The organism is Sphingopyxis sp. MC1 (genome assembly GCF_000371385.1).
Classification (GTDB): domain Bacteria; phylum Pseudomonadota; class Alphaproteobacteria; order Sphingomonadales; family Sphingomonadaceae; genus Sphingopyxis; species Sphingopyxis terrae.
Window position 1 is genome coordinate 62,346 of the sequence record NZ_AOUN01000022.1, and the last position, 26,794, is coordinate 89,139.

Here is a 26,794-nt window from a genome sequence, read left to right on the forward strand (position 1 = left end):
AATCGAGAAGAGGGAGAGGGGAATGCGACGACGATTGGCCGCCTTGCTATTGCCCGTGGCGCTGGCCGGCCTTGCCGGAACAGCCGCGACACAGACCACCGACGCCATGCCAAAGGATCAGAATGTGCTGTTTTGGAGCCAGGATCAACGCGACGCCGCTTTCCGTACGATGGAATCGGTGCCCAAGGTCGTCGTGCACACCATTGCGGCGGGCGGCCCCGTCTATCCGCTGCCCGAAGGACAGCCGCTTGATGTCGGGGTCGACATCGACGCGCATATGGCGCGCCAGCGCAACGCAGGGCTGATCATCGTTCAGGACGGCAAGATCCGGCTCGAAAAATATGCGCTCGGCTATGGTCCTGCAGGGCGCTGGACGAGCTTTTCGGTCGCGAAGAGCTTTACCTCGACGCTCGTCGGCGCGGCGGTGAAGGACGGCTATATCAAGAGCCTCGACGACAAGGTGACGCAGTATATCCCCGGACTGCGCGGTTCGGCCTATGACGACGTCAGCGTGCGCCAGCTTCTCACGATGACCTCGGGCGTGCGCTGGAATGAGGATTATACCGATCCCAAATCGGACGTGGCGCAGTTCAATCTGCAAAAGCCCATCGCGGGCGAGGATATTACCGTCAGCTATATGAAGACCTTGCCGCGCGAGGCGCCCGCGGGGTCGAAATGGGTCTACAAGACCGGCGAGACCAATTTGATCGGCGTCCTTGTGTCGAGCGCAACGGGCAAGACACTCTCATCCTATCTGTCCGAAAAGATATGGAAGCCGTTCGGCATGGATCAGGACGCCGTCTGGATGCTCGGCCCGACGGGGCACGAGATCAGCGGTTGCTGCGTATCGGCCAGCCTGCGCGATTATGCCCGTTTCGGTCTGTTCATTCTTGGCGGCGGCGTGGCTGGCGGGGAGAAAGTTCTGCCCGATGACTGGCTCGCCGCCGCGACGACCAAGCAGGCCGCGATCGATCAGCCGGGGCGCGGCTACGGGTATCAATGGTGGACCAACGACGACGGCAGCTTCGCCGCGCAGGGCATCTTCGGGCAGGGCATCTTCATCGACCCCAAACGACGGCTGGTCATCGCATCGAACGGCAACTGGCCGACCGCGACCGACCCCGAAGGCGTCGGCGCGGCGCGCGAGGCCTTTTACAAGGCGGTGCAGACTGCGGTCGACCGGGAAAGCAGCCGCTGATTTTTTGATGCGTCTAGCGCCACAGTGCCGTTCAGACGACCGGCGTAGCGGTAGCGCGCTGAGCGAGCCAGGCGGCTACAACCGGGATCAGGACGCCCAGCGCCATCACCCACCAGGCATCAGCCAAGGTGATCGAACGATAGATGGCTGCGCCCAGAATCGCTCCGGCAACAACCCAGCCGGCGCCGGTGCCGTCCGAAATGCGCATCGCGAGCCAGCTTCCGGCGAAGGTGCCGACGAACCAGCCGACGAGCAACGCAATTGTCGCGCCGAGCGGGATCAGGATTTCGCCGGTGTCTAGGTCATAGACTTCGGGAGCGAATTCGCCGCCCGCATATTGGGCGATCCACAACAGGCCGAAGGCGACCGCAATGCCGATAACCGCCGCGACCGCGGAACGCAGAATATTGCCGCCCATTTCCATGCCCTTGCTTCTCGAAACGCTTGAGAGCGCGTGATAGCCCGGGAAAGCAAATATCGCGTTAAGCCTCTGCCATCACCTTCGGCAGCGCGTGATAGGCGGTGCTGTCGAAACCGTCGACCATCATTCGAGCGACGAATTCGCCGACGACCGCCGGATCCTTGATGCTTTGCGGATCTTCGCCGGGATAGGCGCGTGCGCGCATTTGGGTGCGCGTGCCGCCGGGGTCCAGAATTGCGGTGCGGACGTTCGAGATATTGCGCATTTCGGCGCCATAGCTCGACACCAGCACCTCGAACGCCGCCTTCGACGCGGCATAGGCGCCCCAATAGGCGCGCGGGGTCCGCGCAACGCCGGTCGACAATGCGACGAGGCGACCCGCAGGCGCGCGGCGCAGTAAGGGATCGAAATTGGCGATCAGCGCCTGCTGCGCGACGAGGTTGAGCGTCAGCAGCTTGTTGAATTCCTTACCGTCGATCGCGCCAACCGGGGTCAGCGTGCCGAGCATCGCGGCATTGAGCACGAGCATGTCGAGTTGCTGCCACCGTTCGGCGATCGCGCTCGCCAGCCGGGCGATGCTGTCGCCGTCGGTCAGGTCGAGCGGTGCAATGGTCGCGCTGCCCCCAGCATCGTGGATGCGGTCTTCCAGTTCCTCGAGCCCGCCCGCGGTGCGGGCGGTGATCACGACATGCGCGCCGCGTCGTGCGAGCGATTCGGCGATCGCAGCGCCGATGCCGCGGCTCGCGCCGGTGACGAGCGCCGTCTGTCCCGCCAGTTCTTCAGAATTCATCGTCATTTCGTCAGACAACCCGTTCGGCAAGCAGCGAAAACTGATCTTCCAGGCTGTTCTCGTCGAAATCGGTCAGCGTGGTCGGATAGTCGCCGGTGAAGCAGGCATCGCAATATTGCGGACAATCGTCGTTGCGTCGCGCCTCACCCAGCGCGCGGTACAGGCCGTCGATGGTCAGGAAGGACAGGCTGTCGGCATTGATGAAATTGGCCATCTGGCCGACCGTCATCTGCGCCGCGAGCAGCTTGGCGCGTTCGGGCGTGTCGACGCCGTAGAAGCAGCTATGCGAAGTCGGCGGGCTGGCGATGCGCATATGCACTTCGGCGGCGCCCGCGTCGCGCATCATCTGCACGATCTTGAGGCTGGTTGTGCCGCGCACGATCGAATCGTCGATCAGCACGATCCGCTTGCCGGCGATCAGGGCGCGATTGGCATTGTGCTTCAGCTTGACGCCGAGGTGGCGAACCTTGTCGCCCGGCTGGATGAAAGTGCGGCCGACATAGTGCGAACGGATGATACCGAGCTCGAAGGGAATGCCCGATTCCTGCGCATAGCCGATCGCCGCCGGGGTTCCCGAGTCGGGGACCGGGATGACGAGATCGGCATCGACCGGATTTTCGCGCGCCAGTTCGGCGCCGATCGCCTTGCGCACCGAATAAACGCTGGTGCCATCGACGATCGAATCGGGGCGCGAGAAATAGACATATTCGAAGATGCACGGCCGCGCCGCACGATCGGCGAAGGGGCGGTGCGACGAAAGCTGGCCGTCGCGGATGATGACGAGTTCGCCAGGATCGACCGAGCGGACGAATTCGGCCCCGACGACGTCGAGCGCCACGGTTTCGGACGCAAGGATGTACGCATCGCCCAGCTTGCCGATGACCAGCGGACGAATGCCGAGCGGATCGCGGCAGCCGATCATGCCTTCCGCGGTCAGGCAGATCAGCGAATAGGCGCCCTCGACCTGTTTCAGCGCGTCGATGAAGCGATCGAGCAGGGTGCGATAGTTGGACGTGGCGACGAGGTGGATGATGACCTCGGTATCGCTCGTCGACTGAAAGATCGATCCGCGGCGCACCAATATCTTGCGCAGCGCCATCGCGTTGGAAATATTGCCGTTATGCGCGACTGCAAAGCCGCCGGTGGCCAGGTCGGCGAACAGCGGCTGGACATTGCGCAGCGCCGTCTCGCCGGTGGTTGAGTAGCGGACATGGCCGATCGCCGACGCGCCCGCGAGCTGGCGGATGATGTCGTCGCGGTCGAAATTGCCCGCAACATGCCCCATCGCGCGGTGGGTATGGAAATCCTTGCCATCGAAGGCGGTGATGCCCGCGGCTTCCTGACCGCGGTGCTGCAGGGCGTGAAGCCCCAGCGCCGCGACCGCAGCGGCACTTTCGGCGCCGTGAATACCAAAGACGCCGCACTCCTCGCGGAGCTTGTCGTCGTCAAAAGGATGGGTCGTCAGCATGTCAATCCAGGGGCAGGGGGCTGGGACTGCCGCGCATATAGGAGTGCCGAACCCAAATGTCGCCCCCCATATTTGACCTTTTGATGTCAACTCCACCCGCGCGGGGGGTGACAGCCGCTCTCGACCTGCTCTAAGGCGCGGACCATGGATGCTTCGCGCGACACCACCGACCGTTTCCTGCCGCGTTTCGACGCCGCCGGGCTGGTGACCGCCATCGTGACCGACGCCGACAGCGGCGTGCTGCTGATGGTCGCGCATATGAATGCCGACGCGATCGCGCTGACGCAGGAGACGGGGCAGGCGCATTTCTGGTCGCGGTCGCGGGCCGCGCTGTGGCGCAAAGGCGAAACCTCGGGCAACGAGCTGGCGGTCGTCGAAATGCGCGTCGATTGTGATCAGGATGCGCTGCTCTTGCGCGTGAAGCCCGCCGGTCCCGCCTGTCACACAGGTCGCCGATCCTGCTTTTATCGCCGGATCGAGCGGGACGGCAGCCTGACCTTCCTCGATACCGATGCCTAGCCCACGCGTCGCGGGCCTCCTCGTCGCGGTTCTGCTGCTCGTCGGCGGCTGCGACCGGGCGAAGCGCGACGGCGCCGATGCCGCGATCGATACGCGCAATCCGTTGGAAATCGCGGCGCGCGAACGCGGAGTGGTACGCGCCGATGCAAGCGATCCGACCGGCCTGTTCGAACGCACGCACGAGCTTGGGCGCGATGCGATGTGCGTTGTCCCTGAGGGCGCCGGGCAGTGGCGCTTTGCGGTGAGCGCGTCGTTCGGTCCCGGCCTGTCGTGCAACGCGCGCGGCACCATCGTCCGCGACGGGGATGACTGGCGGATGCGCTTCGCCGGGGTCGAGGGATGCGAGGCACTTGTCCACGAAGAGGATGACGAACTGCGCCTGCCCGGACGCCTGCCGTCGCAATGCGACAGCCTGTGCCCGTCGCGCGCCTCGCTCTCGGGCCTGCGCCTGCCGCGGGCGAGCTGGTCGGCGGACGATGCAAAGGGCTTGCAGTTGCGCGATGGACGCGGCAATAGGGTCCGGCCTTGCGGATCGCCGTAGGCGGCGCTTTTCCTTATCTCCGACGGCCTTGACGTTCACGTCAACGGAAACTAGTCTTTCGGGATGACCGAAGAATACGGCCACGCCCATATCGACACGCCCGATCATCTGGGGCGCGAGCAATATAGCATCACCGATCTGTCGACCGAATTCGGCGTCACCGCGCGTGCGCTTCGGTTCTACGAGGACGAAGGGCTGATCAGCCCCTCGCGCAAGGGGCTGTCGCGTATTTATTCGAAACGCGACCGCGCCCGGCTGGCCTGGATTCTGCGTGCCAAGCGCACCGGATTTAGCTTGGCCGACATTCGCGAGATGATCGACCTTTACGACGTCGGCGATGGCCGCAAGCTCCAGCGCCAGGTCACGGTCGAAAAATGCGAGGAGCGCATCGCGCTGCTCCAGCGTCAGCGCGATGACATCGACAGCGCCGTCGAGGAACTGACACGTTTCATCGATATGGTGAAAAAGGTCGACGCTGGCGAAAAAGTCGGCTGAGCTTCGGCAACCAGAACCTCCCCGGGCAAGTTTGATTGCCAACACCTGATTTATCGGAAAGATTTCGCATGCCTGTCTACCGCGCCCCGATCCAAGATACGCTGTTCCAGCTCAATGATGTCCTCGGTATCGATCGCTACGCCGACCTGCCGGGCTTCGCCAATGCGTCGCCCGATATGGTCGAAGCGGTGCTGACCGAGGCCGGCAAATTCTGCGAAGAGGTGCTGTTCCCGATCAACCGATCGGGCGACCTCGAAGGCTGCACGCGGCATGAAGATGGTTCGGTCACCACGCCCGAGGGGTTCAAGGAAGCGTATAAGGCCTATTGTGAAGCGGGCTGGACGCTACTCAACCAGCCCGAGGAGTTCGGCGGTCAGGGGCTGCCCCACGTCCTCGGCTTTCCGGTCGAGGAATATCGCATGGCGGCGAACCAGGCCTTTGCCATGTATCCGGGGTTGACGCAGGCCGCAGTCTCGGCGCTGTTGGTCAAAGGGTCGGACGAGCAGAAAAGGCTCTATGTCCCCAAGATGGTGTCGGGCGAATGGGGCGGCACGATGAACCTGACCGAGCCCCAGTGCGGCACCGATCTTGGGCTGATCCGCACGCGCGCAGTTCCGAACGCCGACGGCAGCTATTCGATCACGGGGACGAAGATTTTCATCTCGTCGGGCGAGCATGACCTCACCGACAATATCATCCATCTCGTGCTGGCAAAGACCCCTGACGCACCCGACAGCGTCAAGGGAATTTCGCTGTTCATCGTCCCCAAATATCTGGTGAACGACGACGGTTCGCTCGGTGAGCGCAACACGCTGTCGTGCGGGTCGATCGAGCACAAGATGGGCATCCACGCCAATGCGACCTGCGTGATGAACTATGACGGCGCAAAAGGCTGGATGGTTGGCGAGGAGAACAAGGGCCTTGCCGCGATGTTCGTGATGATGAACGCCGCGCGGCTCGGCGTCGGCATACAGGGGTTGGGTCAGGCCGACATAGCCTATCAGAATGCCGTCCAATATGCGCAGGACCGCCGGCAGGGCCGGGCGCTGACCGGGCCTCAGGATCCCGCCCAGAAGGCCGACCCGCTGTTCGTCCATCCAGACGTGCGCCGCATGCTGATGGATGGCAAGGCGGTGGTTGAGGGGCTGCGCGGCCTGTGTCTCTGGGGCGCGCTGCAGGTCGATCTGGCGCATGGCGCCGCGTCCGAAGAGGAGCGGCAGCAGGCCGACGACCTCGTCAGCCTGCTGACCCCGGTGATCAAGGGCTATGGCACCGACAAGGGCTATGACGTCGCGACCAACGCGCAGCAGGTGTTCGGCGGCCACGGCTACATCGAAGAGCAGGGCATGAGCCAATATGTCCGCGATGCCCGCATCACGATGATCTACGAAGGCGCCAACGGCGTACAGGCGATGGACCTCGTCGGCCGCAAGCTCGCGCAGAATGGCGGCCGTGCCATCCAGGCCTTTTTCGCGATCGTCGACGCCGAATGTGCGGCGGCGAAGGACAAGCCGGCCTTCGCCGATTTTGCGGGGCAACTCGAAAAGGCCAATGGCGAACTCAAGGCCGCGACGATGTGGTTCATGGCCAATGGCATGACCAACCCCAATAATGTCGGCGCGGGCGCGCATCATTACATGCACATCATGGGTATCGTCGCGCTGGGCCTCATGTGGCTGCGCATGGCCGAAGCGGCACAGAAGGCGCTCGACGAAGGGCGCGGGAGCAAGGCGTTCCTCGAGGCCAAGCTCGTCACCGCGCGTCATTTCGGCGAACGCTTCATCCCCGATGCGGGCGCGCTGCGCCGCAAGATCGAGGCCGGCAGCGAAGCGATGATGGCGCTGACGCCCGATCAATTCTTCGCCGCCTGACATGCAAGCTCGCAACCATCGCCGCCGCCCGTGCGTGTAGGCGGCGATGAGCGAGGATGCGCTGACCCCGATCGTTGAGGAAGGCCGCAATTGCTGGCGGATCGAACGCGCCAACAAGGCGCGGATGATCGTCGATGCGGCCGACTATTACGCGCTGCTCGTCCGGCTGATGGAGCGCGCGAAAGAGCGCATCCTGCTGATCGGTTGGGATTTCGACCCGCGGATTGCCCTGACGCCCGATGATGCGGGCAAGGGCGAATCGCTGGGGCATTTTCTGCTGCGTCTGGCCCATGCGAAACCCGACCGCGATATCGACATTCTTCGCTGGAATTTCGGCGGTCTGAAACAGTTTCTCATGCCGCGCATCGTCTCGATGGTGCTGCGCTGGAAGGTGACGCGCTCGATCAGCTTCCGGCTCGACAGCGCGCACCCCACTGGATGCAGCCACCACCAGAAGGTCGCGGTGTTCGACGATCATCTGGCGGTGTGCGGCGGTATCGACGTGTCCTCGTCGCGCTGGGATACGCGGGGCCACCGCGACGGCGATCCGCGGCGCACCAATCCCGACGGCCAGCCCTATATGCCGTGGCACGATTCAACGATGATCCTGGCCGGGCCGGTCGGCGAAGCGCTTGCCGATCTGGGCAACGAACGGTGGCAGCGCGCAACGAACAAGCAATTGCGCGACGTAAAGGGCGACGGCGAAAACTGGCCCGAAAATCTCGAACCCGATTTTACGAACGTCGATGTCGCAATATCGCGCACGCGCGCCGAATATGACGGCTATCCCGAAATTCGCGAGATTGAGCAGCTCTATCTCGACATGATCGCCGCGGCGAAGCGCTTCATCTATTTCGAAAATCAATATTTTACCTCGGCCAAGATCGCAGCGGCGATTGCCGAGCGGCTGGACGAGGACGATCCGCCCGAAGTCGTCATGGTGATGCCGCGTACCGCCGACGGTTGGCTCGAACAGATGGCAATGGACGCGGCGCGCGTGAAGCTGGTGCGCGCGATCGCCAAGGCGCGGCACGGCGACCGCCTGCGCGTATATGTCCCGCACACCGCGGGCGGCGATCCGATCTATGTTCATGCAAAGACTGCGGTCGTCGACGATCGCCTGCTGCGTATCGGATCGTCGAACATGAACAATCGATCGCTGGGGCTCGACAGCGAATGCGATGTGACGATCGATGCCGCTTTGCCCGCGAACCGCGGCGTGGAGCCGACGATCCGGGCGCTGCGCGAATCGCTGATCGGCGAGCATCTGGACGTCGATCCGGCCGATGTCGGCCGCCTTCATGAAACAACGGGGTCGCTTATCGATGCGATCGAGGCGCTGCGCGGGCCGGGCCGCTCGCTAGAGTTACTCGATCTCGTCGAGCCCGGGCCGTTCGACGATTATATCGCCGAGCATGAACTGCTCGATCCCGAAAATCCCGACGCGATGTTCGAAGGGATCGCCGAGCGCGGGCTGCGCCGGAACTGGCACCGCGGCAAAGCCTGGATGAAGCGTCACCGCCCGTTCCGGCGGAGATGACAGCGCGGCGTCAGTCCGCCAGCGACAGGATATGCCGCGCCTGTTTGAGGTGCGGGGCATCGACCATTTTGCCGTCCACCTGAAGCACCCCCGAGCCCGGATTGGCGGCGAAGGCATCGACGATCGCCTGCGCACGCTGAACCTCGTCAGCCGACGGCGTGAAGGCGGCGTTGATCGGCGCGACCTGCGATGGGTGGATCGCCATCATGCCGGTAAAGCCATCGCGCCGCGCGCGCGCCGCATAGGCGGCAAGGCCCGCCTCGTCCTTGATCGCGGGAAACACCGTATCGATTGCCGCAACGCCCGCACCATGCGCGGCGAACAATGTCAGCGCGCGGGCGATCTGATAGGGTTCGGTGTAGCGCCCGTCGGCCTCGCGGCTCGTCGCCGCGCCGATGGCGGCGGGCAGATCCTCGGCGCCCCAGGTGAGGCCGACCAGCCGGGCCTTCGCCTCGCGATAGCCACCCAGCGTAAAGATCGCTGCCGGGGTTTCGGTCGCGATCGGGAGCACCGGCGGCAGCGACGCACCGGCGGCCCCCTCGCTACGAAGGATCGTATCGAGCTGAGCGATGCTCGGCGCGCCTTCGGCCTTGGGCAGCATGATCGCATCGGGGCGCCCGCCGACAATGGCAGCAACGTCGGCGGCGGTCATATGCCCGTCGAGCGGATTGACACGGACCAGCGTAAAGACTTCGCGCGTTCCGGCGAGATAGGCGGCGACCGCTTCGCGCGCAGCCTCCTTGTTGGCGAGCGACACCGAATCTTCGAGGTCGAGGATGATCGCATCGGCGCCCGACGCCGCTGCTTTCGCAAAGCGTTCGGCACGGTCGCCGGGGACAAAGAGAAGGGATCGGAGGCGCATCAGACGTTCTTCCTGTTGATCAGCGCTGACCGTTCGCACTGGCAGACGATTTCGTCGCGCTGGTTGATGCAGCGATGGAGGAAGGTCACGATGCCCGCATTCGGCCGCGATTTCGATTCCTTGAGGCCGATCACCTCGCTCGTCGCGCGCAGCGTGTCGCCGAGAAAGACCGGTTTGGGCATCACCAATTTATCATAGCCGAGGTTGGCGACGAGCGTGCCGAGCGTCGTGTCGCCAACCGACAGACCGACCATCAGGCTGAAAGTGAAGGTGCCGTTGACGAGGATCCGGCCGAATTCCGATGCTTTTGCAGCCTCGATGTCGAGATGCAGCGGCTGCGGATTGTGCGTCATCGTCGTGAACAGCAGATTGTCCGTCTCTGTCACGGTGCGGCGGATCTCGTGCACGATCGCATCGCCGATCTGCCATTCGTCGAAAAACTTGCCTGCCATCGTCAGTCCCTCAAATGCAATTTCATGCCGACATGACTCTGCACGAAGCCGAGCCGGGCGTAGAAGCGGTGCGCGGCAGTCCGTGTCGCCGACGATGTGAGCTGGACGAGTTTGCAATCGCGCGCGCGGCACTGCTCGACCGCCCACAGGATCATCCGCTCGCCCAGTCTTTGCCCGCGCAGGTCGCTCGCGATCCGCACCGCCTCGATCAACCCACGCCAGCTTCCGACAAAGGAAAGCCCCGGCAGGAAGCTCAGTTGCATCGTCCCGACGACACGGCCTTCGAGCTCGGCCGCGATCAGGCGCTGGTTCGGATCGGCGTCGATGGCCTCGAACGCGGCAAGGTAACGCGGGTCCGAGGGTTCGGCCTCGCGTGCCGGCGGAATCGTGTCCTCCGCAAGCATGCCGAGGATGGCGGGAAGATCCGCCGCCGTCGCATCGCGAAGGATCAGGCCGCTCACTCGGCGGCCTCGATCTTCGCGAGCAGTGCCTCGACCTGCACCTGCGCCCCGGCCGCAGCGTTGAGTTCGGCAACGATGCCGTCGAACGGCGCGGTCAGGCTATGCTCCATCTTCATCGCTTCGAGCGTCAGCAGCTTCTGACCCTTGGTCACCTTGTCGCCCGCGGCGACGTCGACCGCTATGATCTTGCCGGGCATCGGCGACAGGATCGCCCCGTCGCCCGCTGCGCCGCCGGCACCGCCCGCGGCGCGCCAAGGCGTAAGCTGCCACACCGCGCCGCTTTCGGCGACGAGCATGGCGGGGGCGGGCTCCTCGGCGCCGGGGCCGTGCAGCGTGACATCGACGCGCTTGCCGTCGAGCAGGAAGGGCGCGGTGCACACGTCCGGCGCGTTGAGACGGAAGCCTGACTGCAGCGAGCGGGGAACCATCGCCATAGCGGCGTTTGTCAGTGCCTGCTCCGACGGCATCGGCTCGGCGGTCATGCTGTCGCCGTCGCGGCCGATCAGCCCGGTATCGACCGTGCCTGCGACGAAATCGGGATGGCTGAGCGCGGCGATCAGAAAGGCCGAATTGGTCTTTACCGGCCAGATCGCGCTGTCCTCCAGCATTTCGGCCAGCATTTCGCGGGCTTCATCGCGGTCGTCGCCATAGGCGATCACCTTCGCGATCATCGGGTCATAGAAGGGCGACACCTCCGCGCCTTCGTAGACGCCGGTGTCGATGCGGCCGAGATGTTCGGGAAGCTGGAACAGTTCGAGCGTGCCGATGCTGGGCAGGAAACCCTTGGCCGGATCTTCGGCATAGAGCCGCGCTTCCATCGCCCAGCCGTTGATCGCCAGTTCGTCCTGCGTCAGCGGGATCGGCTCGCCCGACGCCACGCGCAGCTGCCATTCGACCAGATCGACGCCGGTGATCTCCTCGGTGACGGGATGCTCGACCTGCAATCGCGTGTTCATTTCCATGAACCAGATGCGGTCGGCGCGAAGGCCTTCCGACGCGTCGGCGATGAACTCGATCGTGCCCGCGCCGACGTAATCGACCGCCTTGGCGGCGCGCACGGCGGCGGCGCAAAGCTCGGCGCGCGTCGCCTCGTCCATGCCGGGGGCAGGGGCCTCTTCGATCACCTTCTGGTGGCGCCGCTGCAGCGAGCAGTCGCGCTCGAACAGGTGAACCACGTTCCCATGCGTATCGCCGAACACCTGCACCTCGATATGGCGCGGGGTCAGGATATATTTCTCGATCAGCACATGATCATTGCCGAACGACGCCGCCGCCTCGCGCTGGCACGAGGCGAGCGCGTCGGCGAACTCGGCCGCAGCATCAACCTTGCGCATCCCCTTGCCGCCGCCGCCGGCGACCGCCTTGATGAGGACCGGATAGCCGATCTCGGCCGCCTGTTCGGCGAGGAAGGCCGGGTCCTGATTTTCGCCCATATAGCCGGGCGTCACCGGTACCCCCGCATCGGCCATCAGCTTCTTGGCGGCGTCTTTCAGGCCCATCGCGGTAATCGACGAAGGGTTCGGCCCGACCCAGACGAGCCCGGCGTCGGCGACCGCCTGTGCGAACTCGGCATTCTCGGAGAGGAAGCCGTAGCCCGGATGGATCGCCTCGGCGCCGGTCGCTTTCGCGGCAGCGATGATCTTCTCGCCGACCAGATAGGATTCGCGCGCCGGCGACGGCCCGATATGCACGGCCTCGTCGGCCTCGCGCACATGCAGCGCCTTCGCGTCGGCATCCGAATAGACCGCAACGGTCCTTATGCCCATCTCGCGCGCGGTGCGGATGATGCGGCAAGCGATTTCGCCGCGATTGGCGATGAGGAGGGATTGGATCATCTCGATTACATCCTGAACACGCCGAAGCCGCGGTCTTCGACCGGAGCGTTCAGCGTTGCGGAAAAGGCGAGGCCCAACACGTCGCGCGTTTGCGCCGGGTCGATGATGCCGTCGTCCCACAGGCGCGCGGTCGCGTGGTACGGATTGCCTTCGTCTTCATATTTCTGCCGGATCGGCGCCTTGAAGGCTTCGGCCTCCTCCGCCGTCCATTTGTCGGCGTCGCGGTGGACGGTGGCCAGTACGCTCGCCGCCTGTTCGCCGCCCATCACGCTGATCCGACTGTTGGGCCAGCTAAACAGGAAGCGCGGGCTATAGGCGCGCCCGCACATGCCGTAATTGCCCGCGCCGAAGCTGCCGCCGATCAGCACCGTGATCTTTGGCACCGTCGCGGTCGCGACCGCGGTTACCAGCTTTGCGCCATGCTTAGCGATCCCTTCGGCCTCATATTTGCCGCCGACCATGAAGCCGCTGATATTCTGGAGGAAGAGCAGGGGAATGCGGCGCTGCTGCGCCAGCTCGATGAAATGCGCGCCCTTGACCGCGCTCTCGCTAAACAGCACGCCATTGTTGGCGAGGATCGCGACCGGGATGCCCCAGATATGCGCGAAGCCGCAGACAAGCGTGCTGCCATAGTTCGCCTTGAACTCGTGGAACTCGCTGGCATCGACGATGCGCGCGACGACCTCGTGCACGTCATAGGGCGCGCGCACATCCTCGGGGATGATGCCGTAAAGCTCCTCGGCGGCATATTTGGGTGGCCGCGGGTCCTTCATCGCCACCTCGAAGCCATCGTCGGCCCCGAAGGTCGACACGATATCGCGCACGATGGTCAGCGCATGTTCGTCATTCTCGGCGAGATGATCGACCACGCCCGACTTCTTCGCGTGCAGGTCGCCACCGCCCAGATCCTCGGCGCTGATTTCTTCGCCCGTCGCGGCCTTCACCAGCGGCGGGCCGGCGAGGAAGATCGTACCCTGGTTGCGCACGATCACCGTTTCGTCGGACATCGCGGGAACATAAGCGCCGCCCGCGGTGCAGCTTCCCATCACGCAGGCGATCTGCGGGATGCGTTTCGCCGACATATTCGCCTGGTTGAAGAAGATGCGCCCGAAATGGTCGCGGTCGGGAAAGACCTGGTCCTGATGCGGCAGGTTGGCGCCGCCCGAGTCGACGAGGTAGATGCAGGGCAGGCGGTTCGCCTCGGCAATCTCCTGCGCGCGAAGATGTTTCTTCACCGTCATCGGATAATAGGTGCCGCCCTTCACCGTGGCGTCGTTGCACACGATCATCGTCTGCTTGCCCGACACACGGCCGATGCCGGCGATCATCCCGGCGCCCGGAACCTCGCCCTCATACATGTCGCCCGCCGCGAGCTGGCCGATCTCGAGGAAGGGCGAACCCGGATCGAGCAGCCGCTCGACGCGCTCGCGCGGCAGCAGCTTGCCGCGGCTGGTATGCCGCTCGCGCGACTTTTCGTTACCGCCGAGCGCCGCTTCGGCGACGCGGGCATAGAGCGCGTCGCGCAGGCCGCGGTTGTGCGCGGCGCGTGCCTGGGTCTGCGGATCGTCGGGATTATATTGCGTCGAAAGGACGGGGGCGCTCACGGTTCACTCTCTCCCTGAAACTGTCTGCGCCCTAGCCGGTCGCTCGTCGATTGGAAAGCACCGCAGGCCGAAAATGGTTGGTATTGAAACGGGATTGTCACAGGCGTATCGCCGTCCGACACCCCCCAGAAAGCAAGGCAACGCCATGAAAAAGACCGTCCTCGCCATCCTCCTGTCCACCGTGACGATCATTGCCGGGCCGATCGCCTGCACCAGCGCCAACGGCGACAAGGCTGCTTACACGCTCGGCACCGACCTTGGCATCAGCAAGGAAGCGATGGACACCAGCGTCAAGCCGGGCGACGATTTTTACGCCTATGCGAATGGCAATTGGCAAAAGGCGACCCAGATCCCCGCCGACCGCTCGTCGATCGGCGCCTTCTACACCGCCTTCCTTGAAACAGAGAAGCGGACGCGTGAACTCGTCGATGCGATCGTCAAGAGCGGCGGCGATCCGGGCACCGACGACGGCCGCATTGCTGCCTTCTACAACGCCTATATGAACACCAAGGCGATCGACGCCGCCGGGATGAAACCGGTCGAGGCCGATCTGGCGCGCTTCGACACCATCGCCGACAAGGCGGCGCTGTCGACCATCCTGGGCGAACAGACGCGCGCCGATGTCGATCCGCTCAACGCCACCGACTTCAACACCGAGAATCTCTTCGGCATCTTCGTTTCGCAGGGACTGGCGACGCCGGGCGAGGTTATTCCCTATATGCTGCAGGGCGGGCTCGGCCTACCCGAGCGCGAATATTATCTGTCGGCCGATCCGAAGATGGTGGGCATCCGCGACGCCTACAAAGCCTATATCTCCAAGCTGCTGACTCAGGCAGGCATCGCCGATGCCGATGCCAAGGCGCAGCGCATCTTCGATCTGGAAACCAAGATCGCCCGCGCGCATGCGACGCGCGAGGAGAGTGAGGATTTCACCAAATCGGCCGACGTCTGGACCAAGGCCGACTTTGCCAAAAAGGCGCCCGGGATCGACTGGGACGCTTATTTTGCCGCTGCCGGGCTCGACAAGGCGGCGAAGTTCGGCGCCTATCATGCGCGGGCGATCACGGGCCTGTCGGCGCTCGTCGCATCGCAGCCGCTCGAGGCGTGGAAGGACTGGCTCGTCTTCCATCAGATCAACAGTCATACCGATGTGCTGCCTAGCGCGCTCGACGATGCGCATTTCGCCTTTTACGGCACCACCCTCTCGGGCACGCCGCAGCAGCGCAGCCGTGACAAGCGCGCGCTCGACGCGCTCAACACCTATCTCGGCGATGCTGTCGGCCGCGTCTATGCCGAGAAATATTTCCCGGCGTCGGCCAAGGCCGAAGTCGGTGACATGGTGAAGGGGATCAAGGCCGCCTTTGCGAAGCGCGTCAATACGATCGACTGGATGGCGCCCGAAACGAAGAAGGAAGCGATCAAGAAGGTCGAAACCATCGTCGTCGGCGTCGGCTATCCCGAAAACTGGCGCGACTATGGCAGCTACACGATCAGCGCCGACGACGCCTATGCGAACGAAGTCGCCGGCGAGAAGGCCGAATATGCGCACCAGCTCGCCAAGATCGGCAAGCCCTTCGACAAGGGCGAATGGTGGATGACCCCGCAGACGGTCAATGCCGTCAACCTGCCGGTGCAGAATGCGCTGAATTTCCCCGCCGCGATCCTGCAGCCGCCCTTCTTCGACGCCAAGGCCGATCCCGCCTATAATTACGGCGCGATCGGCGCCGTCATCGGCCATGAGATCAGCCACAGCTTCGACAATAATGGCGCCGCCTTCGATTCGACCGGCGCGCTGCGCAACTGGTGGACGGCCGAGGATCTCAAGAAGTTCGAGGCGGCGGGGGCGGCGCTGGCCGCGCAATATGACAGCTACAAGCCGTTCCCCGATCTTGCGGTCAACGGCAAGCTGACGCTGGGAGAGAATATTGCCGACGTCGCGGGCCTGCAGGCGGCTTATGACGCCTATCGCGCTTCGCTGAACGGCAAGGAAGCGCCGGTGATCGACGGCTTCACGGGCGATCAGCGTTTCTTCATCGCCTATGCGCAGACTTGGGCCACCAAGATGCGTGACGAGGCGCTGCGCGCGCGGATCGCGACCGACGGCCATGCGCCCGGCAACTACCGCGCACTCACCGTCCGCAACCTCGACGCGTGGTACAAGGCGTTCAATGTTCAGCCGACCGACAAGCTGTATCTCGCCCCCGATCAGCGCGTCCGCGTCTGGGGGTAATGTCCGCTTCTCGTCGTTGCGAGGAGCGGAGCGACGAAGCAATCTCCAGTCATCGGCCCGAGGTTGACTCTGGACGCTGGAGATTGCTTCGCTGCGCTCGCGAAGACGCTATTTTTCTGATGCCGGCGGCGCCCCCGGCTTTTCCTTGAGGATCAGGTACCGGTAAACGCCGACGCAGTTGATGCACAGCAGCGCGATATTCTGCCAGCCGATGCCTTCGCTGTCGCTTTGCAGAAAGCCCCACGCGACGAGCGCGATGCTGCTGGTCACGAAAATGACGAAGGCCCAGCCGGTCGGGCGTCGCCCGAGATTGAGCGACACGATCAGCGCCGCGAGCGTTCCGGCCCCGGCGCCATAATATTGCAGCGCGTCGAGCAGCGTATCGCTCATCCGCCGGTCGCCCCGAACACGAACTCGAGCTTCAACCCGTCAGGGTCGGCAAAGAAGAGCGCATAATAGGTCGGTCCGTAGCGCGGATAATCGGCGGGGGCATCGAGGATCGTCGCGCCTATGCTGCGCAGCAAATCATGCAACGCATCGACGTCGGCGCGGCTTTCGGCAGTCCAGGCAAGATGATGCAGTCCGGGCGAAAAGCGGTCGTGGCTCCGTAGCGCGCCGGGGCCACGCGCTTCGACGATCCCGATCGAATGGAACGGTTCGCCGTCGCGGTCCCAATCGCTGCCATGATCATAATCGGCGGCGCGCCGGTAGCCGAGAAAGCCCAGCACCGCATCATAGAAAATCCGCGACCGCGCCGCGTCGCGAACCGTCAGGTCGATATGATGGACAAGGCCGCGCGCGCTCATAAGGCCCCGGCAATCGCGAGCAGTCCGGATGCAGTCAGAAACGGCCAGCCGATGTGTCGGCCGCGCGTATATACGGCATCGAACAGACCGGTCGCCGTCCACGCGGCCCCGATCAGCAGGATCAGACCGCGCGGCGTTCCGGGCCACAGGACCGACGCGGCGGACACCAGCATCAGGAGCGAGAGCGCATGCCATGCCAGACGAAACACCCGGCGCGCCAAGTCGATCCCCATGATTCCGCTGTCGAGCGACATCAACGGCCTGACAAGTCGCCTTTCGCCCAGCAAGCCGTGCACCAGGGCGGTCGCCACCATGAAGGTGGCCGACAGCCCCAGCCAGATCACGCGCCTGCGCCGATCAGTTCGCGGCCGATCAGCATGCGGCGGATTTCGTTGGTGCCCGCCCCGATGTCGAGCAGTTTGGCATCGCGCCAATAGCGCTCGACCGGCCAGTCCTTGGTGTAGCCCGCGCCGCCAAGCGCCTGGATCGCTTCGCCCGCGACCTTCACCGCGCTTTCGCTGGCCAGTAGGATGGCGCCCGCGGCGTCAAACCGCGTCGTCAGCCCGGCGTCGCATGCCTTGGCGACATTATAGACATAGGAGCGCGCCGACTGGAGCGCGACATACATGTCGGCAACCTTGGCCTGCATGAGCTGGAACGAGCCGATCGGCTTGCCGAACTGCTTGCGCTCGCGAAGATAGGGGATGACCGTGTCGAGGCAGCCCTGCATGATGCCGAGCTGGAGCCCGGCGAGCACGACGCGCTCATAGTCGAGGCCCGACATCAGCACGCCGACGCCGCCGTTGACCGGCCCCATCACCTGGTCCTCGCTGACCTCGCAATCGGTGAAGACCAGTTCGGCGGTCGGGGATCCGCGCATGCCGACCTTGTCGATCTTTTGCCCGATGCTGAAGCCCGGCATATCCTTTTCGATCAGGAAGGCGGTGATGCCGCGTGATCCCGCTTCGGGCGTCGTCTTGGCATAGACGACCAGCGTATCCGCACAGGTGGCGTTGGTGATCCAGAATTTGGTGCCGTTGAGGACATAGCCGCCCTGAACCGGTTCGGCCTTCAGCTTCATCGATACGACGTCGCTGCCGGCGCCGGCTTCCGACATGGCAAGGCTGCCGACATGCTCGCCCGAGATCAACTTCGGCAGATATTTCGCCTTCTGCTCAGCATCGCCCCAGCGTCGGATCTGGTTGACGCACAGATTCGAATGGGCGCCATAGGATAAGCCGATCGCGCCGCTCGCGCGGCTGACTTCCTCGACCGCCAGAACATGTTCGAGATAGCCGAGGCCGAGCCCGCCCCATTCTTCTTCGACCGTGATGCCGTGCAGGCCCAGCGCCCCCATCTGCGTCCAGAGCTCGTCGCGCGGGAACCAGTCCTCGCGGTCGGCCTTGTCGGCCAGCGGCGCAATCTGCTCGTCGGCGAAGCGGGCGGTGGTGTCGCGGATCATCTCGGCAGTTTCACCAAGGGCAAAATCGAAATCGGGGGTAGCGCGCATATCGTCCTCTGTTTCTGGTTTCGGATGCGACTAGCAGGAAGCGGACGCCGTTTGAAGCGCAGCGGACAAGTCTGGCTTGCAAGGCGAAAAGGCCATACAGCTTGCTTGCCGCCATGGGGGTCGGCAAGGGCGGGGCATGATCGACACGCTTACCCATCTGGACCGTCTCGAGGCCGAGAGCATCCACATCATGCGCGAAGTGATGGCCGACGCCGTCAACCCCGTGATGCTCTATTCGGTCGGCAAGGACAGCGCGGTGATGCTGCATCTCGCGCGCAAGGCTTTCTATCCCTCGCCGCCGCCCTTTCCGCTGCTCCACGTCGATACGACGTGGAAGTTCCGCGCGATGTACGAACTGCGCGATCGCATGGCCGCGGAATCGGGCATGGACCTGATCGTCCATCAGAACCCCGAGGCGAAGGCGCGAGGGATCAATCCTTTCGACCACGGCCCGCTGCACACCGACATGTGGAAAACGGAAGGGCTCAAGCAGGCGCTCGACCTTCACGGATTCGACGTCGCCTTCGGCGGTGCGCGGCGCGACGAGGAAAAGAGCCGCGCGAAGGAGCGCATCTTTTCCTTCCGCACGGCGAGTCACGGCTGGGATCCCAAGCAGCAGCGCCCCGAGCTGTGGAATCTCTACAATGCGCGCAAGGCGAAGGGGGAAAGCATCCGGGTCTTTCCGATCTCCAACTGGACTGAACTCGACATCTGGCAATATATCGCGCGCGAGAATATCCCGATCGTGCCGCTCTATTTCGCCGCGCCGCGGCCGACGGTGACCCGCGACGGGCTGCTGCTGATGGTCGATGACGACCGCTTCCCGCTACGCGACGGTGAAGAGCCGGTGATGCGCTCGGTGCGTTTCCGCACCCTCGGCTGCTATCCGCTCACCGGGGCGGTCGAAAGCGAGGCGACGACGCTCAGCCAAGTCATCCAGGAAATGCTGTTGACGACGACCAGCGAACGGCAGGGACGCATCATCGACAAGGATGGCGGCGATGCGTCGATGGAGAAGAAGAAGCAGGAGGGGTATTTTTGACCCGCCGCGTCAATCTTCAGATTGACGAAGGGTCAACCCCCGCGAAGGCGGGGGCCTCTTTTTGTATCAACGGACGAAGCGGGATTCCCGCTGTCGCGGGAATGACGAAGTAAGAATATGACCGACCCCATCTATGTCACCGACGCTCTGATCGCCGAGGATATCGACGCCTATCTCGCGAGTCACGAGCGGAAGTCGCTGCTCCGCTTCATCACCTGCGGCAGCGTCGATGACGGCAAATCGACGCTGATCGGACGCCTGCTCTACGACAGCAAGATGATCTTCGAGGATCAACTCGCCGCGCTCGAGGCCGACAGCAAGCGCGTCGGTACGCAGGGCGGTGAGATCGATTTCGCGCTGCTCGTCGACGGGCTTGCCGCCGAGCGCGAGCAGGGAATCACGATCGACGTCGCCTATCGTTTTTTCACGACCGAAAAGCGCAAGTTCATCGTCGCCGACACGCCGGGGCACGAGCAATATACGCGCAACATGGTCACCGGCGCGTCGACCGCCGACCTTGCCGTGATCCTCGTCGATGCGCGCAAGGGCGTGCTGACGCAGACGCGCCGCCACAGCTTCCTCGCGCACCTGCTCGGCATCCGGCATATCGTGCTTGCGGTGAACAAGATGGACCTTGTCGGCTATGACAAGGCGGTCTTCGATCGCATCACGCTTGCCTATCGTGCCTTTGCGAGCGAGATCGGCATTACCAATTTCACCGCCATCCCTATCTCGGGGTTCAAGGGCGACAATATCACCGCGCTGTCAGCGAATACGCCCTGGTTCAAGGGGCCGGCGCTGGTCGACCATCTTGAAACGGTCGAGATCGGCGGCACCGCCGACGAAGCCAAGCCTTTCCGGATGCCCGTTCAATGGGTCAACCGCCCGAATCTGGATTTCCGGGGCTTTTCGGGCCAGCTTGCAAGCGGCAAGGTCAAGCCGGGCGACGCCGTCCGTATCCTGCCGAGCGGGAAGACGACGACGATCGACCGGATCGTTACGCTTGATGGCGATCTGAATGAAGCAGTCGCGGGCCAGTCGGTGACGCTGACGCTGGCGGACGAAGTCGATTGTTCGCGCGGCGATGTCATCGCAGCTGCCGCTGCGCCCCCCGAAGCCGCCGACCAGTTCGAAGCGACGCTCGTCTGGATGGCGGACGAGGCGATGATTGCGGGCCGCGCCTATTGGCTGAAGCTCGCGACGCAGAGCGTTTCGGCGACCGTCCAGGCCCCGAAATATGAGATCAACGTCAATACGCTCGACCGGCTGGCCGCAAAGACGCTGGACTTGAACGGGATCGGGGTGGTCGAGGTGTCGACCGACAAGCCGATCACCTTCGAAGCCTATGCCGACAACAAGACGCTCGGCGGCTTCATCCTGATCGACAAGCTGACCAACGCGACGGTGGCCGCCGGGATGCTGCACTTCAGCCTGCGCCGGGCACAGAATGTCCATTGGCAGGCGAGCGACATCGATCGCGACATGCGCGCGAACCTGAAGAACCAGCGGCCGGCGCTGCTGTGGTTTACCGGCCTGTCGGGGTCGGGCAAATCGACGATCGCGAACCTTGTCGAGAAGAAGCTGCACCGGATGAACCGGCACAGCTTCCTGCTCGACGGCGATAACGTCCGCCACGGGCTCAACAAGGATCTGGGCTTCACCGAAGCCGACCGGATCGAGAATATCCGCCGCGTCGGCGAGGTTGCCAAGCTGATGACCGACGCCGGGCTGATCGTCATCACCGCCTTCATCTCGCCCTTCCGCGCCGAGCGCGAAATGGTGCGCGCGATGCTACCCGAGGGCGAGTTTCTCGAAATATTTATCGACACCCCGCTGGCCGAGGCGGAACGGCGCGACGTCAAGGGCCTCTACAAGAAGGCACGGGCGGGTCAGCTCAAGAATTTCACCGGCATCGACAGCCCTTATGAGGCGCCCGAGGCGCCGGAGATTCGCATCGACACGACCGCGATGACGGCAGAGGAGGCCGCCGACCTCATCGTCGAACGGCTGCTGGGCTAACCGGTGCTGCTGTTCCGGGGCCGCGAGGCGCACAGCCGATCTTTCGCCAAGGCGGTCAGCTGGCGCGCTCTGGGCAGCATCGACACCTTCATCCTCAGCTACATCTTCACCGCCAATGTGAAGGCCGCCGGCGCAATTGCGAGCACCGAAGTGCTGACCAAGATGCTGCTCTATTATGTGCATGAACGCGCGTGGAGCCGCGTGACCTGGGGCATGGACAAGACGCCGCGCGAGCCGGGAGCCGAAAGACTTGACGAAGGCGGCGGCGACGGCTCTGGCACGCAGCCATGACCGAGAATGACGAACAATTGGCGGCGCGGCTCGCCGACGCCGCCGGCCGTATCCTGCTCGATCTGCGCGCGGCGGGCGATCTTGCGGGCAAGGTGCTGGGGCAGGCGGGTGACGAGGCCGCCAACGCGATGCTCTGCCGCGAACTTCGCGCGGCGCGTCCCGACGATGCGATCTTGTCAGAAGAGGAAAAGGACAATCCGGCGCGACTTGCCAGTCACCGCGTGTGGATCGTCGATCCGCTCGACGGCACGCGCGAATATGGCGAGGGCCGGTCCGACTGGGCGGTGCATGTCGCGCTCGCGATCGATGGCGTCGCCAGCGTCGGCGCGGTCGCGTTGCCAGGGCTCGGGCTGACGCTGACCTCGGGCGCGCCGACCGCATTGGCGCCTGCCAACGAGCCGCTGCGGATGCTTGTCAGCCGCACCCGCCCCGCTGCCGAGGCGGTTCAGGTCGCCGAACGGATGGGCGCGGAACTGCTTGCGATGGGCTCGGCCGGAGCGAAGGCCATGGCCGTGGTGCGCGGCGAGGCCGACATCTATCTGCACACCGGCGGCCAATATGAATGGGACAATTGCGCGCCCGTTGCGGTTGCGCAGGCTGCGGGGCTGCACGTCAGCCGCGTCGATGGCTCGCCGCTGCGCTACAACAATGCCGATACCTATCTGCCCGACCTGCTCATCTGCCGCCGCGAACTGGCAGACGAGGTGCTGCGCCTCGCGTCGGAATATTCGCCCGGCTGAACCGGGCGGCATTGCCAGCGGCGGCCCTTCGCCCTAACCCGTTGCATCGAGAAACCAAATTACGCCAAGGGAGACGTGCGATGACCGATTTGCCCGAAACCAATCTGACGATGCTGACGCTCGCCAAGCCGGAGGGCGAGCTCGAAGTCTATTTCGAACGCCGCCCAATGCCCGAGCCCAAGCCGCACGAGGTACTGGTGAAGGTTCTCACCACCCCGATCAACCCGTCCGACCTTGGCCTGCTGTTCGGTGGGGCCGACATGAGCAGCGCGCGCGCCGGCACCCGCGATGGCTTGCCGATGATTACGGCCGATATTCCGCCGCCCGGCATGCGCGCGATGGCGAGCCGGATCGGCGATGCGCTCCCGATCGGCAACGAAGGGTGCGGCGTCGTCGTCAAGGCGGGGGCCTCTCCGGAGGCGCAGGCGCTGATGGGCAAGACCGTCGCACTGCTTGGCGGCGAGATGTATGCCGAATATCGGTGCCTTCCCGTCCAGATGACGATGCCGTTGCCCGATGGCACCGATCCGGTCGATGGGGCCTCCTGCTTCGTCAATCCGCTGACCAGCCTCGCTTTCACCGAAACGATGCGGATGGAGGGGCATAGCGCGATCGTTCACACCGCCGCGGCGTCGAACCTCGGCCAGATGCTCGTCAAGATCTGCGCCAAGGACAATATCCCGCTGGTCAATATCGTGCGCAGCGCGGCGCAGGTCGAATTGCTGAAGGGCATCGGTGCGACGCATATCGTGAATAGCAGCGACGATGATTTCGTCGACCAACTCGTCGCCGCGATTACCGAAACCGGCGCCACGATCGGCTTCGATGCGATCGGCGGCGGCAAGCTTGCGGGCCAGATTCTCGCGGCGATGGAAGCGGCGGCGGTCAAGCGCATGACGAGCTACAGCCGCTATGGCTCGGACACTTTCAAACAGGTCTATATCTACGGCGCGCTCGACCTCGGCCCGACGCTGCTCAACCGCAGCTTCGGCTTCAGCTGGTCGCTCTCGGGCTTCCTGCTCACGCCCTTCCTGCAAAAGGCGGGGATGGAGACGGCGATGCGGATGCGTCAGCGTGTCGTCGACGAGCTGACGACGACCTTCAAGAGCCATTACAGCCACCAGATTTCGCTGGCCGATGCGCTCAACCTCGACGTCGCGAACGCCTATAATGCCAAGCGCACGGGCGAGAAATATCTGATCCGCCCGCATGGTTGAGCGCTGGAGCCTTCAAACGGGCTGCAGCACTGCGAGCGAAGTGATCCGGGGTTGATTGAACCAGGCTGGATCGCTTCGCTCAGCGCTTCATGCACTGCCGCGTGTCGTCGCGCGCATATTCGCTGCAGTTCCACAGCGCCTTTTCAAAGCCCGATTTTTCGTCGCGCAGATAGGAAAAGCTCATCGCCGCGCGCTGCATGTCGTTCATCGCGTCGCTGTCGGGCTTCATGACCGGGTTGGTCCAGCCCATGAACTTGCAATAGGGGCGTTCGCCGCAAAGACGCAGCGCGAGCGTGACGAAACTTTCGGGTGTCGCGCGGCGGTCGAGCTGGACATAGATGGTATCGCGCCCGACCGCGTCTCCGGCGCCCGTTACCAACTTGACCGGGCCAATGCTGGCGGCGGCGTCGGCAAGATCGCTTGGCGGCGCGAGGGCAAGCGCATGGGCGGGGGACAGGCCCGCCATCTTCGCAATCGGCGCGTCGTTCGCCGACACCGCGCCGCGGAACGCGCCGGGCGTTCCCCAGAAACCGGGCCAGCGGAAAAAGAGGTGCGTGCCTTCGCTCGCGATCTTTTCCAGACTGTCGCTCCAATAGGGGCGCACCCAGTCGGTGTGATAATGCGTCGCCAGCCCGACTTTCGGATCAATCAGTCCGGCGAGCATGCGATCGGCATTGCTGCGCGCGCGCGTCCATGCGGCATCTGAATAGCGGCGATTGAGCGCGCCGTCGCAGGTGAAGGTGAACTGACAGCCGGTGGTGCGTTCCGATCCCTGGAATACGACGCCGCAGATCGTCTTGGGGAAGGCGGGATGGCGGACGCGGTTGATGACAACCTGACCGACCGCAAGCTGTCCCTTGCTATCGTCGCCGGCCTCGTAAAGCATCGCCGCTGCCATGCAGTCGCGGGCGCGGTCGCGTGCCTCGCCCGCGCCGGGATAGACGAATGGGCGCGCTGCAACGAAGCCCTTGGTCACAAAGGCTATGCGCGCATTTTCGGCACGCGCGTCCTGCTCGGTAACCGGGGCGAACTCCATCGGCTGGACGTCGGGCACGACGTTGGCGGGCGGCGCAACGGGGTGCGGCATCACCGGCAGCGGGCGGCTCGTCTGTCCGCTGAAATGCAGCACCGCCGCAATCGCCGCAAAGCTCAAAAGCGCGAACAGCCAGCCGCGCCATTCGCGCGGGTTCTGCGTCGTATCCGGATGCTCCATTGGGAGCATGGCTGCTGCTCAGATCTCCGGCAGGAAGTCGGGCACCGACAGATAGCGCTCGCCGGTGTCATAGTTGAAGCCCAGGACGCGGCTGCCCGCCGGAAGCTCGGCGAGCTTCTGCTTGATCGCCGCCAGCGTCGCGCCCGACGAGATGCCGACGAGCATCCCTTCCTCGGTCGCCGAGCGCCGCGCCATCTCCTTCGCATCGGCGGCATCGACCTGGATCACGCCGTCGAGCAGATCGGTATGCAGGTTACGCGGGATGAAGCCGGCACCTATGCCCTGGATCGGATGCGGAGCAGGCTGGCCGCCCGAGATGACCGGCGAAGCAACGGGTTCGACGGCATAGACCTTCAGATTGGGCCAATGCTGTTTCAAGAATTGCGCAACGCCGGTAATGTGTCCGCCGGTGCCGACGCCGGTAATCAGCGCGTCGATCGGCGTGTCCTTGAAATCGTTCAGGATTTCGGGGCCGGTGGTCCGGACATGGACGTCGATGTTCGCCTCATTCTCAAACTGCTGCGGCATCCAGGCACCGGGGGTCGTTTCGACCAGCTCGATCGCCCGCTCGATGGCGCCCTTCATGCCCTTTTCGCGCGGCGTCAGGTCGAATGTCGCGCCATAGGCGAGCATCAGGCGGCGGCGTTCGAGCGACATGCTTTCGGGCATGACAAGGATCAGCTTGTACCCCTTGACCGCGGCGGCCATCGCCAGGCCGATGCCGGTGTTGCCCGACGTCGGCTCGACGATGACGCCGCCCGGTTTCAGGCTGCCGTCGCGCTCGGCCGCTTCGATCATCGCCAGCCCGATGCGATCCTTGATCGACCCGCCCGGATTGGCGCGTTCGGACTTCACCCAGACTTCGGCGTCGGGAAACAGCTTCGCGACGCGAATGTGCGGCGTGTTGCCGATGGTTTCGAGGATCGAATTGGCTTTCATCGTCTCTATGCACTTTCCTTGAAGTCGAAGCGCGGATCGCGGCGCACCCGGTTCGGCCAGTCTCCGGCGCGGACCCACAGCCTTTCGTCGGCCAGGGCGGGCGTCGGAGCGGGTTGTAACGACGCCAGCAGATACTGTCCATAAGGCCAGTCGCCGATCGCCGAGTCGGCGTTGATATGCCCGAAGGGGCCGGCATTGACGAAGCGCGCGTCCCACTTGCGCGACAGGCGCCAGACATGCGCGGACTTGGCGTAGGGATCATTGTCGCTTGCAACCACGATCATCGGAGTTCGAGCCGAAAAGGCCGGGGTATCATCGAATCCGGTGATGCGATTGCTACGGCGCAGCAAAGCGAGGTCGGGCGGCGCAACGAGCAGCGCGCCGACAATCCGCGTCCGCGCGAAAGCGCTGGCGCCGGCGAACCAGTGGGCGAAGGCATGGCATCCCAGGCTATGCGCCGCGACAAGCACGGGGGCGTCCTCGGTCGCGATCGTGTCGGCGATGCGGCGGACCCATTCGCCCTTGGTCGGCGCGTTCCAATTGCCAAGGTCGATGCGTTCGCAATCGGGGAATTTCTGTTCCCACAGGCTTTGCCAGTGACCCGGCCCGCTGTTGTCGAGGCCCGGGATGGTCAGAATTTTGTGGCGGATTGTCGAGCTGTGCATGGCGGTCGTTCCATCGAGAGAGGGAAGGGAAGCCGCGGTGACGGGTGCGTCCGTTTTAACTCAAT

The 26,794-nt window shown here is 64.2% G+C and carries 27 protein-coding genes; 12 read left to right on the forward strand and 15 right to left on the reverse strand.

The window, feature by feature from the left end:
• The first annotated feature begins 22 nt into the window (after nt 1–22).
• Complete coding sequence (locus EBMC1_RS16280) at nt 23–1,198, forward strand: serine hydrolase domain-containing protein (protein ID WP_040590738.1); 1,176 nt, start codon at nt 23–25, stop codon at nt 1,196–1,198.
• 31 nt (nt 1,199–1,229) lie between these two features.
• Here EBMC1_RS16280 and EBMC1_RS16285 read toward each other — a convergent pair whose 3' ends face one another.
• From EBMC1_RS16285 to purF, 3 genes are all read right to left on the reverse strand, one after another.
• Nucleotides 1,230–1,616 (reverse strand): hypothetical protein, encoded by a 387-nt coding sequence (locus EBMC1_RS16285; RefSeq protein WP_120649329.1) that lies wholly within the window; start codon nt 1,614–1,616, stop codon nt 1,230–1,232.
• A 64-nt stretch (nt 1,617–1,680) separates the two neighbouring features.
• Complete coding sequence (locus tag EBMC1_RS16290; protein WP_051066450.1) at nt 1,681–2,409, reverse strand: SDR family NAD(P)-dependent oxidoreductase; 729 nt, start codon at nt 2,407–2,409, stop codon at nt 1,681–1,683.
• Between the two features lie 10 nt (nt 2,410–2,419).
• A complete protein-coding gene (gene purF, locus EBMC1_RS16295) occupies nt 2,420–3,877 on the reverse strand; it encodes an amidophosphoribosyltransferase (protein ID WP_003051348.1) in 1,458 nt (485 codons plus the stop codon).
• Between the two features lie 144 nt (nt 3,878–4,021).
• Between purF and hisI the strand changes: the two genes are divergently transcribed.
• From hisI to EBMC1_RS16320, 5 genes are all read left to right on the forward strand, one after another.
• The gene (hisI, locus tag EBMC1_RS16300) at nt 4,022–4,396 is read left to right on the forward strand and encodes a phosphoribosyl-AMP cyclohydrolase (protein ID WP_003051351.1); all 375 of its coding nucleotides are present in this window, start codon (nt 4,022–4,024) and stop codon (nt 4,394–4,396) included.
• A complete protein-coding gene (locus tag EBMC1_RS16305) occupies nt 4,389–4,937 on the forward strand; it encodes a hypothetical protein (RefSeq protein ID WP_003051353.1) in 549 nt (182 codons plus the stop codon). The genes hisI and EBMC1_RS16305 overlap by 8 nt, the downstream gene beginning before the upstream one ends.
• Before the next feature lie 63 nt (nt 4,938–5,000).
• The gene (locus tag EBMC1_RS16310) at nt 5,001–5,432 is read left to right on the forward strand and encodes a MerR family transcriptional regulator (protein WP_003051357.1); all 432 of its coding nucleotides are present in this window, start codon (nt 5,001–5,003) and stop codon (nt 5,430–5,432) included.
• Nucleotides 5,433–5,500: 68 nt separating this feature from the next.
• Nucleotides 5,501–7,303, forward strand: coding sequence for an acyl-CoA dehydrogenase C-terminal domain-containing protein (locus EBMC1_RS16315; protein WP_003051361.1), 1,803 nt, complete (start codon nt 5,501–5,503; stop codon nt 7,301–7,303).
• A gap of 46 nt (nt 7,304–7,349) precedes the next feature.
• Nucleotides 7,350–8,843 carry a phospholipase D-like domain-containing protein gene (locus EBMC1_RS16320; protein ID WP_003051364.1) on the forward strand — a complete coding sequence of 498 codons (1,494 nt, stop codon included), beginning with the start codon at nt 7,350–7,352 and terminating at the stop codon, nt 8,841–8,843.
• 10 nt (nt 8,844–8,853) lie between these two features.
• Here EBMC1_RS16320 and EBMC1_RS16325 read toward each other — a convergent pair whose 3' ends face one another.
• From EBMC1_RS16325 to EBMC1_RS16345, 5 genes are read right to left on the reverse strand one after another with little or no spacing between them, the layout of a single operon-like run.
• Nucleotides 8,854–9,705 (reverse strand): HpcH/HpaI aldolase/citrate lyase family protein, encoded by an 852-nt coding sequence (locus tag EBMC1_RS16325; protein WP_003051367.1) that lies wholly within the window; start codon nt 9,703–9,705, stop codon nt 8,854–8,856.
• Nucleotides 9,705–10,157, reverse strand: coding sequence for a MaoC family dehydratase (locus tag EBMC1_RS16330; RefSeq protein WP_003051370.1), 453 nt, complete (start codon nt 10,155–10,157; stop codon nt 9,705–9,707). Before EBMC1_RS16330 ends, EBMC1_RS16325 begins: the two co-directional genes overlap by 1 nt.
• 2 nt (nt 10,158–10,159) lie before the next feature.
• The gene (locus EBMC1_RS16335) at nt 10,160–10,618 is read right to left on the reverse strand and encodes a GNAT family N-acetyltransferase (protein WP_003051373.1); all 459 of its coding nucleotides are present in this window, start codon (nt 10,616–10,618) and stop codon (nt 10,160–10,162) included.
• Nucleotides 10,615–12,453, reverse strand: coding sequence for an acetyl/propionyl/methylcrotonyl-CoA carboxylase subunit alpha (locus tag EBMC1_RS16340; protein WP_003051376.1), 1,839 nt, complete (start codon nt 12,451–12,453; stop codon nt 10,615–10,617). The genes EBMC1_RS16335 and EBMC1_RS16340 overlap by 4 nt, the downstream gene beginning before the upstream one ends.
• 5 nt (nt 12,454–12,458) lie before the next feature.
• Nucleotides 12,459–14,057, reverse strand: a complete 1,599-nt coding sequence (locus tag EBMC1_RS16345) for a carboxyl transferase domain-containing protein (protein ID WP_003051378.1) — start codon at nt 14,055–14,057, stop codon at nt 12,459–12,461.
• A gap of 145 nt (nt 14,058–14,202) precedes the next feature.
• Here EBMC1_RS16345 and EBMC1_RS16350 point away from each other — a divergent pair, with 145 nt between their 5' ends.
• Nucleotides 14,203–16,287: a M13 family metallopeptidase gene (locus EBMC1_RS16350; RefSeq protein ID WP_003051381.1), complete on the forward strand. Its 2,085-nt coding sequence runs from the start codon at nt 14,203–14,205 to the stop codon at nt 16,285–16,287.
• A gap of 108 nt (nt 16,288–16,395) precedes the next feature.
• Here the strand turns inward: EBMC1_RS16350 and EBMC1_RS16355 are convergent, their stop codons facing one another.
• From EBMC1_RS16355 to EBMC1_RS16370, 4 genes are read right to left on the reverse strand one after another with little or no spacing between them, the layout of a single operon-like run.
• Nucleotides 16,396–16,677, reverse strand: coding sequence for a hypothetical protein (locus EBMC1_RS16355; RefSeq protein ID WP_003051386.1), 282 nt, complete (start codon nt 16,675–16,677; stop codon nt 16,396–16,398).
• Nucleotides 16,674–17,093, reverse strand: a complete 420-nt coding sequence (locus EBMC1_RS16360; RefSeq protein WP_003051389.1) for a VOC family protein — start codon at nt 17,091–17,093, stop codon at nt 16,674–16,676. Before EBMC1_RS16360 ends, EBMC1_RS16355 begins: the two co-directional genes overlap by 4 nt.
• On the reverse strand, nt 17,090–17,437 hold the full coding sequence (locus tag EBMC1_RS16365) for a hypothetical protein (protein ID WP_003051392.1): 348 nt from the start codon (nt 17,435–17,437) through the stop codon (nt 17,090–17,092). The genes EBMC1_RS16360 and EBMC1_RS16365 overlap by 4 nt, the downstream gene beginning before the upstream one ends.
• Entirely contained in the window at nt 17,434–18,603 is a 1,170-nt protein-coding gene (locus EBMC1_RS16370; RefSeq protein WP_003051394.1) for an isovaleryl-CoA dehydrogenase, read from the reverse strand. The genes EBMC1_RS16365 and EBMC1_RS16370 overlap by 4 nt, the downstream gene beginning before the upstream one ends.
• A 136-nt stretch (nt 18,604–18,739) precedes the next feature.
• Here EBMC1_RS16370 and cysD point away from each other — a divergent pair, with 136 nt between their 5' ends.
• From cysD to EBMC1_RS16395, 5 genes are all read left to right on the forward strand, one after another.
• Nucleotides 18,740–19,645 carry a sulfate adenylyltransferase subunit CysD gene (cysD, locus tag EBMC1_RS16375; RefSeq protein ID WP_003051397.1) on the forward strand — a complete coding sequence of 302 codons (906 nt, stop codon included), beginning with the start codon at nt 18,740–18,742 and terminating at the stop codon, nt 19,643–19,645.
• 117 nt (nt 19,646–19,762) lie between these two features.
• Nucleotides 19,763–21,664, forward strand: coding sequence for a sulfate adenylyltransferase subunit CysN (gene cysN, locus EBMC1_RS16380; RefSeq protein ID WP_003051400.1), 1,902 nt, complete (start codon nt 19,763–19,765; stop codon nt 21,662–21,664).
• Nucleotides 21,665–21,667: 3 nt separating this feature from the next.
• Nucleotides 21,668–21,955 carry a DUF2061 domain-containing protein gene (locus tag EBMC1_RS16385; protein WP_003051403.1) on the forward strand — a complete coding sequence of 96 codons (288 nt, stop codon included), beginning with the start codon at nt 21,668–21,670 and terminating at the stop codon, nt 21,953–21,955.
• The gene (locus tag EBMC1_RS16390; protein ID WP_003051408.1) at nt 21,952–22,695 is read left to right on the forward strand and encodes a 3'(2'),5'-bisphosphate nucleotidase CysQ; all 744 of its coding nucleotides are present in this window, start codon (nt 21,952–21,954) and stop codon (nt 22,693–22,695) included. The genes EBMC1_RS16385 and EBMC1_RS16390 overlap by 4 nt, the downstream gene beginning before the upstream one ends.
• A gap of 80 nt (nt 22,696–22,775) precedes the next feature.
• Nucleotides 22,776–23,912, forward strand: a complete 1,137-nt coding sequence (locus tag EBMC1_RS16395) for a zinc-binding dehydrogenase (protein ID WP_003051412.1) — start codon at nt 22,776–22,778, stop codon at nt 23,910–23,912.
• Between the two features lie 79 nt (nt 23,913–23,991).
• Here the strand turns inward: EBMC1_RS16395 and EBMC1_RS16400 are convergent, their stop codons facing one another.
• The 3 genes from EBMC1_RS16400 to EBMC1_RS16410 are packed head-to-tail and all read right to left on the reverse strand — an operon-like array spanning nt 23,992 to nt 26,729.
• Entirely contained in the window at nt 23,992–25,125 is a 1,134-nt protein-coding gene (locus EBMC1_RS16400; RefSeq protein ID WP_003051420.1) for a cell wall hydrolase, read from the reverse strand.
• Nucleotides 25,126–25,143: 18 nt separating this feature from the next.
• The gene (gene cysK, locus EBMC1_RS16405) at nt 25,144–26,064 is read right to left on the reverse strand and encodes a cysteine synthase A (protein WP_003051422.1); all 921 of its coding nucleotides are present in this window, start codon (nt 26,062–26,064) and stop codon (nt 25,144–25,146) included.
• Nucleotides 26,065–26,069: 5 nt separating this feature from the next.
• On the reverse strand, nt 26,070–26,729 hold the full coding sequence (locus tag EBMC1_RS16410) for an RBBP9/YdeN family alpha/beta hydrolase (RefSeq protein WP_003051425.1): 660 nt from the start codon (nt 26,727–26,729) through the stop codon (nt 26,070–26,072).
• Nucleotides 26,730–26,794: the final 65 nt, after the last annotated feature.

Excerpts from the sequence above, each read along its gene's own strand:
- EBMC1_RS16280 (WP_040590738.1), top strand. The coding sequence starts at position 23 with ATGCGACGACGATTGGCCGCCTTGCTATTGCCCGTGGCGCTGGCCGGC.
- EBMC1_RS16285 (WP_120649329.1), bottom strand. The coding sequence starts at position 1,616 with ATGGGCGGCAATATTCTGCGTTCCGCGGTCGCGGCGGTTATCGGCATT.
- EBMC1_RS16290 (WP_051066450.1), bottom strand. The coding sequence starts at position 2,409 with ATGAATTCTGAAGAACTGGCGGGACAGACGGCGCTCGTCACCGGCGCG.
- purF (WP_003051348.1), bottom strand. The coding sequence starts at position 3,877 with ATGCTGACGACCCATCCTTTTGACGACGACAAGCTCCGCGAGGAGTGC.
- hisI (WP_003051351.1), top strand. The coding sequence starts at position 4,022 with ATGGATGCTTCGCGCGACACCACCGACCGTTTCCTGCCGCGTTTCGAC.
- EBMC1_RS16305 (WP_003051353.1), top strand. The coding sequence starts at position 4,389 with ATGCCTAGCCCACGCGTCGCGGGCCTCCTCGTCGCGGTTCTGCTGCTC.
- EBMC1_RS16310 (WP_003051357.1), top strand. The coding sequence starts at position 5,001 with ATGACCGAAGAATACGGCCACGCCCATATCGACACGCCCGATCATCTG.
- EBMC1_RS16315 (WP_003051361.1), top strand. The coding sequence starts at position 5,501 with ATGCCTGTCTACCGCGCCCCGATCCAAGATACGCTGTTCCAGCTCAAT.
- EBMC1_RS16320 (WP_003051364.1), top strand. The coding sequence starts at position 7,350 with ATGAGCGAGGATGCGCTGACCCCGATCGTTGAGGAAGGCCGCAATTGC.
- EBMC1_RS16325 (WP_003051367.1), bottom strand. The coding sequence starts at position 9,705 with ATGCGCCTCCGATCCCTTCTCTTTGTCCCCGGCGACCGTGCCGAACGC.
- EBMC1_RS16330 (WP_003051370.1), bottom strand. The coding sequence starts at position 10,157 with ATGGCAGGCAAGTTTTTCGACGAATGGCAGATCGGCGATGCGATCGTG.
- EBMC1_RS16340 (WP_003051376.1), bottom strand. The coding sequence starts at position 12,453 with ATGATCCAATCCCTCCTCATCGCCAATCGCGGCGAAATCGCTTGCCGC.
- EBMC1_RS16350 (WP_003051381.1), top strand. The coding sequence starts at position 14,203 with ATGAAAAAGACCGTCCTCGCCATCCTCCTGTCCACCGTGACGATCATT.
- EBMC1_RS16355 (WP_003051386.1), bottom strand. The coding sequence starts at position 16,677 with ATGAGCGATACGCTGCTCGACGCGCTGCAATATTATGGCGCCGGGGCC.
- EBMC1_RS16360 (WP_003051389.1), bottom strand. The coding sequence starts at position 17,093 with ATGAGCGCGCGCGGCCTTGTCCATCATATCGACCTGACGGTTCGCGAC.
- EBMC1_RS16370 (WP_003051394.1), bottom strand. The coding sequence starts at position 18,603 with ATGCGCGCTACCCCCGATTTCGATTTTGCCCTTGGTGAAACTGCCGAG.
- cysD (WP_003051397.1), top strand. The coding sequence starts at position 18,740 with ATGATCGACACGCTTACCCATCTGGACCGTCTCGAGGCCGAGAGCATC.
- cysN (WP_003051400.1), top strand. The coding sequence starts at position 19,763 with ATGACCGACCCCATCTATGTCACCGACGCTCTGATCGCCGAGGATATC.
- EBMC1_RS16390 (WP_003051408.1), top strand. The coding sequence starts at position 21,952 with ATGACCGAGAATGACGAACAATTGGCGGCGCGGCTCGCCGACGCCGCC.
- EBMC1_RS16395 (WP_003051412.1), top strand. The coding sequence starts at position 22,776 with ATGACCGATTTGCCCGAAACCAATCTGACGATGCTGACGCTCGCCAAG.
- EBMC1_RS16400 (WP_003051420.1), bottom strand. The coding sequence starts at position 25,125 with ATGGAGCATCCGGATACGACGCAGAACCCGCGCGAATGGCGCGGCTGG.
- cysK (WP_003051422.1), bottom strand. The coding sequence starts at position 26,064 with ATGAAAGCCAATTCGATCCTCGAAACCATCGGCAACACGCCGCACATT.
- EBMC1_RS16410 (WP_003051425.1), bottom strand. The coding sequence starts at position 26,729 with ATGCACAGCTCGACAATCCGCCACAAAATTCTGACCATCCCGGGCCTC.